This window comes from Kordia aestuariivivens (assembly GCF_014397005.1).
Classification (GTDB): domain Bacteria; phylum Bacteroidota; class Bacteroidia; order Flavobacteriales; family Flavobacteriaceae; genus Kordia; species Kordia aestuariivivens.
Genome location: NZ_JACGWS010000003.1, coordinates 425,474 through 437,864, shown reverse-complemented (window position 1 = coordinate 437,864; position 12,391 = coordinate 425,474). Strand labels below are relative to the sequence as shown.

At 34.8% G+C, this 12,391-nt stretch carries 9 protein-coding genes; 8 read left to right on the top strand and 1 reads right to left on the bottom strand.

Annotation, left to right across the window (positions count from 1 at the left end; all coding sequences use genetic code 11):
• The first annotated feature begins 271 nt into the window (after positions 1-271).
• A complete protein-coding gene (gene pth / locus H2O64_RS07405; RefSeq protein ID WP_187561529.1) occupies positions 272-916 on the top strand; it encodes an aminoacyl-tRNA hydrolase in 645 nt (214 codons plus the stop codon).
• Positions 917-977: 61 nt separating this feature from the next.
• On the opposite strand, the gene H2O64_RS07400 is transcribed toward pth, so the two are convergent.
• Positions 978-4,331, bottom strand: coding sequence for a zinc-dependent metalloprotease (locus tag H2O64_RS07400; protein WP_187561528.1), 3,354 nt, complete (start codon positions 4,329-4,331; stop codon positions 978-980).
• Between the two features lie 209 nt (positions 4,332-4,540).
• Here H2O64_RS07400 and H2O64_RS07395 point away from each other — a divergent pair, with 209 nt between their 5' ends.
• The 7 genes from H2O64_RS07395 (at position 4,541) to H2O64_RS07365 (ending at position 12,208) form a co-directional block, all read left to right on the top strand.
• Positions 4,541-5,473 carry a bifunctional riboflavin kinase/FAD synthetase gene (locus H2O64_RS07395; protein ID WP_187561527.1) on the top strand — a complete coding sequence of 311 codons (933 nt, stop codon included), beginning with the start codon at positions 4,541-4,543 and terminating at the stop codon, positions 5,471-5,473.
• Positions 5,463-6,809, top strand: coding sequence for an HTTM domain-containing protein (locus H2O64_RS07390; protein ID WP_187561526.1), 1,347 nt, complete (start codon positions 5,463-5,465; stop codon positions 6,807-6,809). Before H2O64_RS07395 ends, H2O64_RS07390 begins: the two co-directional genes overlap by 11 nt.
• 203 nt (positions 6,810-7,012) lie before the next feature.
• Complete coding sequence (gene serS, locus H2O64_RS07385) at positions 7,013-8,284, top strand: serine--tRNA ligase (RefSeq protein ID WP_187561525.1); 1,272 nt, start codon at positions 7,013-7,015, stop codon at positions 8,282-8,284.
• Between the two features lie 416 nt (positions 8,285-8,700).
• On the top strand, positions 8,701-9,150 hold the full coding sequence (locus H2O64_RS07380; protein ID WP_187561524.1) for an RDD family protein: 450 nt from the start codon (positions 8,701-8,703) through the stop codon (positions 9,148-9,150).
• 89 nt (positions 9,151-9,239) lie between these two features.
• Positions 9,240-11,024: a tetratricopeptide repeat protein gene (locus H2O64_RS07375; RefSeq protein ID WP_215907137.1), complete on the top strand. Its 1,785-nt coding sequence runs from the start codon at positions 9,240-9,242 to the stop codon at positions 11,022-11,024.
• A 422-nt stretch (positions 11,025-11,446) separates the two neighbouring features.
• Entirely contained in the window at positions 11,447-11,761 is a 315-nt protein-coding gene (locus H2O64_RS07370) for a DUF4286 family protein (RefSeq protein ID WP_187561522.1), read from the top strand.
• A gap of 6 nt (positions 11,762-11,767) precedes the next feature.
• The gene (locus tag H2O64_RS07365) at positions 11,768-12,208 is read left to right on the top strand and encodes a hypothetical protein (protein ID WP_187561521.1); all 441 of its coding nucleotides are present in this window, start codon (positions 11,768-11,770) and stop codon (positions 12,206-12,208) included.
• Positions 12,209-12,391 lie beyond the last annotated feature (183 nt).

Genomic DNA, 12,391 nt, shown 5'->3' with positions numbered 1-12,391 from the left:
GTAAACTAACTTCGCTTTTTTATTGTGACCGTTTTTAATCTCAATTAATCAAAGCTTGAGATCAAAACAAAATTAGACCAAAAAGAAAATCGCCTAAAAATTACTTTTTAGACGACCTCTTTTTATTTTAGTGAAACTCGATTTTGTCAAAATTACAAGTTGAACTAATCCTGCTGAAAAGTAGCATCTCAACACATATCGTAATTTTTATGACTCAAACTTGTCTTAAGACGCAATAGGTTTTATTTTTACAAACAAAATTAAAAACTGCATGCTTCAATTTTTAAGAAAACTATTCCGAACAACAACTCGTGTAAAAGCATCATTAACTATAGAAGAAACAGATCCTATGAAAAAATTTCTCATTGTAGGCTTAGGTAATATTGGAAGTGAATACGCAAACACTCGACACAATATTGGGTTTAAAATTCTAGATTTTTTTGCCAAGAAAGAAGAGGTCAAATTTGAAACTGATAAACTGGGTGATGTAGCGACCTATAAATTTAAAGGTAGAACGTTTATACTATTAAAACCGAGCACATACATGAATCTTAGCGGAAAAGCAGTTCGCTATTGGATGACAAAAGAAAAAATTCCGATTGATAATGTATTAATCATTACAGATGATCTGAATCTTGAATTTGGAACCATTCGTGTAAAAATGAAAGGAAGTGATGGCGGACACAATGGGCTCAAAAGTATTCAAGAGCAATTAATGACAACGAAATACCCAAGATTTCGATTTGGAATTAGTGCCGAATTTGGCAAAGGAAGACAAGTAAATTATGTATTAGGCGAATGGTCTGCAGAAGAAAATGATAAATTACCAGAGCGACTTGAAAAAAGCGCAGAACTTATAAAATCATTTGGAACCGCAGGAATTTCAAATACGATGAATTCATTTAACGGAAAATAAAAAGAGAGGCAATTGCCTCTCTTTTTTTAGTATTTAGTTTAGTTAGGTATCGTTCAAATTATTATTGAACAATTAATTTTTTAATACTTACTCTCTCTCCATCATTTACACGCACCATATACATTCCGGCTGCAGCCGAACTAATATTTAATTCCTCTATAAAGTTAGCTGAGTTTGTATATTTTTTAGAGAAAATAGCACGCCCGCGAATATCAAGTACATCAATGGTCACTTTTTCAGAAGATGTAGATGTGAAATTCACTGTAAATTTTCCTCGTGTTGGGTTTGGCCAAATAGCAAAATCTTCCAATTCATTCTCAACAGTTGATAAAGTATTTTGAACATTAATACGGTAATCTTCTACTTCTGCATCAGCACCATTTTCACATGAAGTCGGAAATACAACCGTAGCTCTTGAAGTATATTTAGTAGATACACGCATCGTTGTACTTCCTGTAAGTGCAGCACTTGGTACCATAATCATCATTCCTGAATTTGCCGTTGCTCCATTAGGAACGTTATCAGCTTCTCCTAAATCATATTCTTCTCCACTATCATCAAAACTACAATTCTGATTCCAATCAATCCACACCTTTGTTTGTGTTCTATAATCACCGTCAGTATTTGCATTTACGGTAATTGGATACGATGATTCTTTCGTTACATCTGTAAAGTCTGTTGTTGAATAATCGGTATAACCTGAAGGCTTTGCTGTAACATTATTAATATCAGCAAACAGCACTAAAGTAGTACTTGTTGCAAAATCAGTATTCGCTACAGAAGCACACACAGCACACGTTTGTGTTGCAAATGAATATACAGTTGAATAAACCGTCGCCACACAATCATTAGAAACACCAACTCTCCAATAATAAGTATTCGATAAATTTAATGTTGTAGCTGTATAATTTGTTGTGGTGATAGTAGCTGACTCTACAATATTTGTAAAAGCCATATCAGAAGCAATCTCAATCACATAATTTGCTGCATTTGAATTTGCTGACCAACTTAAATTTGCATTTACCGCAACATTTGTAGCTCCATTAGAAGGTGAAGTTAATGTGACTGGCGTTAAACTTCCTGGAAAAACACTTAACAACACATCAGAAGCTCTTGTGGTTGCTCCAGATGTTCCTTGCGCTGAAAACGTATAGCTTCCAGACGCTACTCCTGTTGTTCCTGAAATGGTAAGCATTACATTTGTTCCATCTACAGAGGCAGAAGTTGGGCTAAAAGTTGCCATTGCTCCTGCTGGAAGGTTTACAGTCGAAAAGTTCGTTGTTCCACTAAATCCGTTAAATGCATTATAAGTAAAGTTATATACAGCATTTGCTGGCTGGCAAGCGGTTTCATCATTATCAGCAAAAACCAAAGCGAAATCTGGTTCTACCAAAGTGAAATCACTAGAGTTCATTGCGAAGAAAATATTTCCTGCGCCTTCTACAATAATTCTAGCTTGTGAAGTTGGTGTTGTTACTGGAACCGTAATTGTTTGCGAACCATCATTTGGTACGTTAGAAGCCAATATTGTTGGAAATGTAGCGCCACCATCTGTAGATAATAAAATATTTACGTTTGCTGTACTAACTGGTGCTGCATCAGTATTTGCAACATTCCACGTTACTGTTTGACTCGTTCCCATTTCCCAACTTACATTAGATGTTTGTGAATTTACGACAAAAGGTCCAGCGGAAGTTGTGACTGTAATTTCCATTAAATCAAAACTAGATTGTCCGTCTAATCCAGTTGCAGTAGGTTGTCTATCACGCACTGTCAATGCCCAATTCATAGTTCTATTTACAGTAGCAACAGTTTCCCAAGCACTATTAATAGTTGGATTTGTCTGTGTTATATTTCCAGAAGCAACTCTACTCAATTTAGGAATATATCTATTTGGAGAACTTGTTGGCACTTGCGATCTGTTCATAGAACCCGCTGTTAATGTAGGTCCAAATGTCGAATTTCTTACTTGTCCACTATCTGTTTGTTCCCAACAATAAGTTAATGCATCTCCTCCATCTGCATCTGTAGCAGTTCCACGAAGTACATACGCTGTTCCTTGCGGAATAATATAATCATTTCCTGCACTTGCATTCGGCGGATTATTTGCCAGCATTGGAGAGTTATTTGCATTCCAGCACGTTTGTGTTACCAAATTGTCCGTCACTTGTTTGATACTGTGATAATGAAAATACGGATCACTATTTTGCTGTACATTATTTGCTCCAGTGATTCCTGCATATCCCATAATGGTAGATCCACTTCCTGGTTCTGCGTTTACACCTGTTCCTTCTATGTTGAAAGCCCATGTATGATTCGCGCCCATTTGATGTCCTATTTCATGCGCCACATAATCAACATCAAACGTATCTCCTTCAGGAATTCCATCTGCTGGTGAAGTATATCCACTTCCTTTACCTTGTGGAAAATCAGTATCACAAACACAACCTATACAACCTGCATTTCCTCCACCTCCAGCTGCGCCGAATAAATGTCCGATATCATAATTTGCTTCTCCTATATCATCTCTCAATGTCTCTTGCAATTCAACATTCCAGTTGGTCGCAAACCAAGGCGATCCTCCATAAACTGGGTGATCATCCAATCCACTTCCGCTTGGAGAATACGGATCTGTATTTGCATTCGTAAATATAACCGTTTGATTATTTGCTATTACCTCAAAAGTAACAGACATATCTACTTCAAAAATAGCATTTACGCGTGTCATTGTCGTATTAATAGCTGCCATTGCATCAGCAACAGCTCCTCCGTGGTATGCTGTATATTCTCCTGTTACAGAGATTGCAATACGGAATTTTCGCAATATTTGATCGTCAGCGTCTTCTGGTTGTGGATCTGTAAATCGATCTTGTACTTCAGCTATTGTTGAACAATTAAATTCACCAATAGTGCTTACTCTTGCATCTCTAGTATACAATACGTACGTAGAAATAGCATCGTCAGCAGGCTGCATAAAAACAGTTGACTTATCAACATAAGAAATCATGGTTTGTACACCTTTATGAGAAATACTCATGCGCAATTGCGCTCCTTGATTTTCTTGACTAAAACCAACATACGATTTAATGTTTGGAAAATCAGCGGCTAATTCAGGTGCAAAAACAGATGCTTCATACATTTTGAAAGACTCTAGCCTTCCATCAATACCTGGCACTTTTACCACAGTCGAAGAACCAAATGTATTTCCACGTAAAGGTGCCGTTGCAAGACGTTCCTTAAAAGCATTTACATTCAGTTCAAAAAAATGAACTTTTTGTGGTGATAAATTAAATTTTGATACAGTTTGAGAATTTGTAAAATTTTCTTTCTTTGTCCAATCGCTGTTTTGGGCTAAAACACTATTGAAAAAGAAAAGCATGCTCGCGAGAAAACCGTAGCGTAGAATTTGCTTCATTGTTATTTATGATTTGGGGGTTTAAATTTGGCAAAAATTGTATTTTTTATATCCTTAGCATAAATTTTTAATGTTTTTTCGATAATTGAAAGCATTGAAGCGACGAAATAATTATTTTTATCTGTGAAATAAATCTTCTTACAAAAGAAAATTAAAATCTTATAAAATATACAAGGAATTAAATAGCTTTGTAAAAAACAAAACGCATAGTGAATACCATAGATTTTTTTGAGGCATACAGAGCTGAAAATCCATCCGCAATTACCATTGGAACGTTTGATGGTGTTCACGTAGGACACAAAAAAATAATAGAAAACCTTATCGAGAAATCGGAAGGGCTTTCTACAACATTGCTTACCTTTTTTCCGCATCCGCGAATGGTCTTGCAACAAGATTCAAACATAAAACTCATCAATACCATTGATGAACGCATACAACTCCTAGAAGGAACCGGATTGGATACGTTGATCATTTACCCTTTCAACAGAGAATTTTCACGCTTAACAGCACGCGATTTTGTGCGCGATTTTCTAATTGCACAGCTAAACCTGAAAAAAATAATTATTGGATACGATCATCGTTTTGGAAGAAACCGAACGGCAAATATTAATGATTTGCGCGAATTTGGCGAAGCATTCGATTTTAAAGTAGAAGAAATTCAAGCAAAAGAAATTGACGATGTCACCATCAGTTCTACAAAAATCCGAAAAGCACTCACAGAAGGTGATATTGATACAGCAAACGCATATCTTGGCTATGAATTTATGTTGACCGGAATTGTCATTGCTGGAAAAGGATTAGGAAAACAAATTAACTACCCAACAGCAAACATTTACATTAAAGAAACGTATAAATTGATTCCGCGACAAGGTGTTTATTTTATAAAAAGCATCATAAATGATGTTCCCGTTTTTGGAATGATGAATATTGGCACAAATCCTACGGTAAAAGGCACAAAACAAACCATTGAAGTTCACTTTTTTGATTTTAATCGCGATATTTATGATGAAAAAATTCAAATCCGATTGATCAAACGTTTACGCAATGAAGAAAAGTTTGATTCCGTAGAAAAATTACAACAACAACTTCTAAGCGATAAAATACAATCATTAGCATTAATTGAAAAGTATCATGCTCAATAAATTTCTTTTTAAACAAGTAGACAACACTTCACTCGTCGTATTTCGAGTCTTTTTTGGGTTGCTTATTGGTTTAGAAGGATTTGGCGCAATTGCAACAGGTTGGGTAAAACGTACATTTATTGATCCTGATTTTACATTTACATTTATCGGTTTTGAATGGTTACAGCCACTTCCAGGCGTTGGAATGTATGTGTATTTCGCTATTATGGGAATTTGCGGTTTCTTAGTCATGATTGGCTATAAATATCGTTGGAGCATCGGAATCTTTACGGTATTGTGGACCTGTGCATATCTCATGCAAAAAACTTCGTATAACAATCATTATTATTTATTAGTATTGTTATGCATTTTTATGTGGATTGTTCCTGCGCATCATTACCTTTCGGTAGATGCGAAACGAAATCCTAGTATCAAAAAAATTCACATGCCCAATTGGTGTTTGTGGATTTTCATACTGCAATTATTCATTGTATACACATACGCTTCTGTTGCCAAAATATATCCTGATTGGCTGTCTGGTGAAGTTCCTAAAAACTTAATGGGCGGAAGACAAAATTTGCCTATTATTGGCGAATTTTTACAGCAAAACTGGATTCACTATCTACTAACGTATGTAGGAATTGGGTTTGACTTATTAGTCATTCCGTTATTATTGTGGAAACGCACACGTGTATTTATCTTTTGCTGCGCGATTGTTTTTCACTTGTTCAATTCATTTGTATTACACATCGGAATCTTTCCGTATATGTCATTGGCGTTGTGTATTTTCTTTTTTGAACCTGAAACCATTCGGAATATCTTTTTGAAGAAAAAAGAAGTGTATACAGGTAATGAAATCATTTTGTCGCCATACAGAAACCTTGCAATTCCAATATTTGCACTCTACTTTATTTCTCAAATAGCATTGCCGTTACGTCATTGGACATTTGAAGGTGATGTCTTGTGGACGGAAGAAGGACATCGCTTAAGTTGGCGAATGATGTTACGATCAAAAACGGGATATGTACAATTAAAAATTGTCGATAAAAGCTCTTGTCAGATCATTACATACGTAAATCCTGCAACGTATACGACTCCAAAACAAGCCAAACGTGTTGCTGTAAAGCCTGATATGTTATGGCAATTTGTACAATTTCTTGAAGCAAAATACGCAGAAGAAGGCACCGAAGTTAGCATTTATGCAGAAGGTCGTGTAAAAGTAAACAATCATTCCTATCAAAAACTTTTTGATCCAACTGTTGATATTGCTGCCGAAGAATGGTTGCGTTTCTCGCATCATACGTGGTTACTTCCGTTTAAAAGTAAATACGAACACGGTGACTTCCGCCGAAAATAAAATGATTTTGCATTTCTCCTTTCGCGAAAGCTAAAAAATAGTACGACAATTCTGTTAATTTGATTATTTTTGTCGCTTCAATAATCGGCGCGTTAAGGATTGAGGTATTGTTGGAGCTCCTCGAAGAGAGCGACTACCGAAAGCCTGACTGAATATACTGCGCGAAGCAGCAGTGTACGAAGGAACGCCAAAAAAATAACAAAATGTTACAATTACAATTTATTAGAGACAACAAAGCCAGCATTATTGAGGCTTTGAAGAAACGGAATTTTGATGCTGCTGAAGTTGTAAATGAAGCGATTTCGCTAGACGAAACCCGTAGAAGTTTGCAAGTTGAGTTAGACAATACGTTAGCTTCCTCTAATAAATTATCCAAAGAAATTGGAATTTTATTTAAAAGTGGTGAACCTAAAAAAGCGGCAATTTTACGTGAAAAAGGCACGCAACTCAGAGCGCAAGCAGAAACTATAAAAACGGATTTAAAGGAAAAAGAAGAGGCGCTGTCTGAGCTTTTATATACCATTCCAAATGTGCCAAACGCGTTAGTTCCGAGTGGAAATAGCGAAGAAGATAATGAAGAGATTTTTAGCGCTGGCGAAATTCCAACGCTTCATGCAGCTGCACAACCACATTGGGAATTGGCAAAAAAGTACGACATCATCGATTTTGAACTTGGAAATAAAATTACGGGCGCAGGATTTCCTGTGTATAAAGGAAAAGGTGCGCGTTTGCAACGTGCGTTGATTCAGTATTTTTTGGATAAAAACACGGATGCTGGTTATACAGAATATCAAGTGCCACATTTGGTGAATGAAGCGTCTGGTTATGGAACTGGTCAATTGCCAGATAAAGAAGGACAAATGTATCATGCAACTGGTGACGATTTGTACTTAATTCCAACGGCGGAAGTTCCAGTGACAAATATGTTTCGTGGCGATTTGCTAAAGGCAGAAAGCTTGCCAATTTGTTGCACAGCATACACACCTTGTTTTAGACGTGAAGCTGGAAGTTACGGAGCGCATGTTCGTGGATTGAATCGTTTGCATCAGTTTGACAAGGTAGAAATTGTTCGTATTGAGCGTCCTGAAGATTCGTATGCAGCGTTAGACGGAATGGTAGACCATATAAAAGAAATTTTGGAAGAGTTAAAACTTCCATACAGAATTTTACGTTTGTGCGGTGGCGATTTAGGATTTACAGCGGCTTTGACGTATGATTTTGAAGTATTTTCCACAGCGCAAGATCGTTGGTTAGAAATCAGTTCGGTTTCTAACTTTGAGACGTTTCAGGCAAATCGTTTAAAATTAAGAATCAAAGACAAAGACGGAAACAAGCAATTGGCGCACACCTTAAATGGAAGTTCGTTAGCACTGCCAAGAGTTTTAGCAGGTATTTTAGAAAATTACCAAACGGAAAACGGCATTGAAATTCCAGAAGTATTGCGCAGATACACAGGTTTCGATAGGATATCGTAAACGATATACATTATAAAATCATCATTTTTTAAAACATCGGCAATGTATTTTGTCGGTGTTTTTTGCTTTTTATCGATAAAATAAGTAGGTTTGTACTCCAAATTTGAATCAATATAAATACATGTTTTTTAAAAGCAGATATGTACTATATTTTGAACTTACAATACAAGCTATACACCCAAACCTATATTAAAATAAGCCTTTTAATTTATGTCATTATAGCTGATAGAAATGCCCTTGCAATTGCTTGGGCATTTTGTTTTTATATACATTGATAAGTGCACTCATACACTTTTCTTGCATAAAATCACATCAAATTATTTTAATAGAAAAATTCTCACTTATCACTTTGATTTCACATAAGATTACTATAATTTTAAATCCAAGTAAACTTACACACTATCAAAAGCAAGCATATGAACGAAAACTATGAACACGGACATAAATTAGCATCTATAGGGCAACGGTTTTTTGCATCATTTGTTGAAGGACTCATATATACTCTTTTAACGCTTGTGGCTTATTTAATAGTAGGAATCTCCATTTTTGAATATGAAAGTAGTGATTTTGAATTAATTGACATTGTGTATTCTGCAATTATGGGACTCATTGTTGGCGCTATATTTTACCCCCTATTTGGCGGCAACTTAGGGCATAAAATCTTTAATTTAAAAGTAATTTCTTCTGAAACTGGAGAGGATTACAACCGTGCTGAAAAAGGAGCTATTAGAGAATGTTTAAAATATGTTTTAGGATATTTAATCATTCCTGTTATTTGGTTGTTATGGGATGACAATAACCAGAATTTATATGATAAACTGACAAAAACATTGGTCGTTGAAAAAAATAGAAACGAAACGAACTAAAATAAAAATTAACAAGCTACCATACGAAACCAAACTACATTACCATTTATTTAACATACTTTGTGTTATCTTTGAATAAAAGCTTTTCTATGCGGTATGTATTATTTCTAATCTTCAGTTTGGCAGTGTATGGATTTGCGTATGCACAAAGTGATGCGTTGGCGCAACAATACTATGAAAAAGGAGAATATAAAAAAGCCATTGTTGCTTTTGAAAGACTCTACAAAAATTCGCCCCGTAAGGTAAATTACTTTATTGCGATGATCAGTAGTTATCAACAATTAGAAGATTTTGAAACTGCTGAAAAACTACTTTTACAAGCGATTGAAGTTCCAAAATCGAGTCCAATGTTATTGGTAGAAACTGGCTTTAATTATGATTTAAAGAAAGATTCCATCAACTCAAAAAAATACTACGACAAAGCAGTACAATTTACCGAAGCAAATCCATCTGCTTCGTATATAATTGGACGTGCTTTTGAAAAAAAGTCCTTACTCGATTATGCATTGCAAGTTTATCAAAGTGCAATGATTGCAAATCCAAACTATAATTTTTTAAATAATATTGCTCGTATTTATGGCGAAAAAGGAGACATTGAAAAAATGTTTTCAAGCTATTTAGATTTGATCAAAGATAGAGTTGAACAAAAAGGCTATGCACAACGAATTATTAGTCAGTTTTTACGAAACGATCCAGGTGAAGAAAACAATGTTTTATTTCGTAAAATACTACTCAAAAGAAATCAACAAGAGCCCAATTTATTGTGGAATGAACTCTTAAGTTGGTTATTCATTCAGCAAAAACAATACAAAAGAGCGTTTATACAAGAAAAAGCAATTTACATGTCGGGTGATGCTTCCTTGCAACGTATTTTTGATTTGGCAGACATGAGCATTGAAGATAACGACAAAGAAACGGCACGCGAAGTATTGACGTATATCATAGAGAAATCTAGTCAAGATGCAACAAAAATTCGCGCTTCTCAAAGCTTAATTCAACTCGATATTGAAGCGGTGACCGACGGAAATTACGATGAAATTCAACAACGATTTGATCAATTATTATCGACCTACGAGCGCAATTACAGAACCGTTTTGTTACAACGCGATTACGCAAATTTTTTAGCATTTCAGAAAAATAATCCGGAAGCTGCCATTTCCTATCTCAAAGAAACTATAGAACTCAAACTTACTACGCGTCAACTTGCGACTGTAAAATTAGCTTTGGGCGATATTTTAGTCTACAAAGAACAATTCAATCAGGCATTAATTTACTTTTCGCAAGTGCAAAAAGCATTAAAAAATGATGTCATTGGACAAGAAGCACGTTTTCGAGTGGCACGAACGAGTTATTACAAAGGTGATTTTGAATGGGCAGAATCGCAACTAAAAATATTAAAATCGTCTGTATCACAATTAATTGCGAACGATGCTTTAAAATTAAAACTGATTATTTCAGATAATTCTTTGGAAGATTCTACACAAACTGCCTTAAAAAAATATGCCAAAGCAGACTTGCTCGCGTATCAGTTGAAAGATACTGAAGCCATTGCACAGCTTGAAGATATATTGCTAAATCACAAAGGCGAACAAATTGAAGACGAAGCACTTTTCATGCAAGCAAAACTCTATGAAAAACGTGATGAGTTTGACAAATCTCGACTGAACTACAAGAAAATCATCGAGTTTTACAAAGAAGGCATTTTAGTCGATGACGCCTATTTTGCAATGGGACAATTGTACTTAAATCACTTTGACGATCCTGAAAAAGCCAAACAATTCTTTGAAGAAATCATTTTCAATCATCAAGACAGCATTCACTATGTAGAAGCACAAAAAGCGTATCGAAAATTGCGTGGTGATACGGTTAATTGAATCAACACGTCCATTAAAAATTATTTCTTAAAGTAGCGCACTCTTTTTCTGAAGTATAGAAAAAGTTTTGCGTTAAAAATTTTCGAAGCCTTGGAGAAAATTTAGCAAAACATTTTCGGTTTTAGTTTTCCAAAGAGAAAACTAAAAATACCTACTAGAAAAAGCGCATTTTCTTTTGTTGACGCTTGTGCTGAACTTGATTCAGTATCTATTGTGCGAGCAAAGAAAATGAAAATTATAAACTAAAAATGTTCTGTGAAATTGACACTTTCTAATAGACAAAAATCTTTATTTTGATGTGATATAAGAGTATATTATTATTAAAATAACTTAATTTAAAATCACTTTTCGGTTTCAATAAACTTATACCATATAATTCAGCTTAAAAGCGTAATTTTGCACTTTATTTAGAAAGCACATATATGTACATTTATAACGTTACTATTAACATTGACGAAAGCGTTCACGAGGAATTTTTAATTTGGATAAAAGAACATATTCCAGCGGTATTAGCCACTGGGAAATTCACAGAAGCACGATTGGTTCAGGTTTTGGTTGAAGAAGAAATGGGCGGCACAACATACGCAGTTCAATACTCCGCAAAATCAAAAGATCATTTAGAAGCATATTATGCAGAAGATGCAACACGATTGCGTGAAGAAGGCATGAAAAAATTTGCGGATAAAATGCTTGGTTTCCGAACAGAACTCAAACTTATTGAAGATTTCAAAGCGTAAAAAACGATGAAGGAAAAAAAATATTATTCGCAAGTAGCATACTTAGTAAAGGCAATTTTGGTCATTATTGTGATTGGAGTTACCTTTTTCATTATCACACAGTTCTCAGATAAAATAGCGCAAGAAATCAGTATCAAATTGCGAAAAAATTTAGTCGTTATTGAATATATAATGAATGGTATTTTTGGAATCATTGCTTTTGGTTCTATTGCATTGATTCTCCTTAGAGGAAAACCTAGAGTAACGTTGAGTGATACAACATTGAGAACAAATCGTTTCAAAAAAGATTTTATAGAATTAAAAACTTATCATCCATCTAAAGGTGGAAGCGAACCGTATGTAATTTCGCATGATGGAAAACAATACGATATTGAACTTTCGTGGTTTTCTAAAAAAGATCAAAAAGAAATAGAAGCGTTTATCAAAGAACGCGTTGCAACTGCATAACATCGTTCAAAAAAAACAATGGTTATTGAATAGCACACTCTTTTTCTGAAGTATAGAAAAGGTTTTGCGTTAAAAATTTTTGAAGCCTTGGAGAAAATTTAGTAAAAGCTTTTCGGTTTTAATTTTCCAAAGAGAAAATTAAAAATACCTGCCAGAAAAAGTGCCTTTTCTTTTGTTTCGTTT

Coding starts and splice junctions, on each gene's coding strand:
- pth (WP_187561529.1), top strand. CDS start 272: ATGCTTCAATTTTTAAGAAAACTATTCCGAACAACAACTCGTGTAAAA.
- H2O64_RS07375 (WP_215907137.1), top strand. CDS start 9,240: ATGCGGTATGTATTATTTCTAATCTTCAGTTTGGCAGTGTATGGATTT.
- H2O64_RS07380 (WP_187561524.1), top strand. CDS start 8,701: ATGAACGAAAACTATGAACACGGACATAAATTAGCATCTATAGGGCAA.
- H2O64_RS07365 (WP_187561521.1), top strand. CDS start 11,768: ATGAAGGAAAAAAAATATTATTCGCAAGTAGCATACTTAGTAAAGGCA.
- H2O64_RS07370 (WP_187561522.1), top strand. CDS start 11,447: ATGTACATTTATAACGTTACTATTAACATTGACGAAAGCGTTCACGAG.
- H2O64_RS07400 (WP_187561528.1), bottom strand. CDS start 4,331: ATGAAGCAAATTCTACGCTACGGTTTTCTCGCGAGCATGCTTTTCTTT.
- serS (WP_187561525.1), top strand. CDS start 7,013: ATGTTACAATTACAATTTATTAGAGACAACAAAGCCAGCATTATTGAG.
- H2O64_RS07390 (WP_187561526.1), top strand. CDS start 5,463: ATGCTCAATAAATTTCTTTTTAAACAAGTAGACAACACTTCACTCGTC.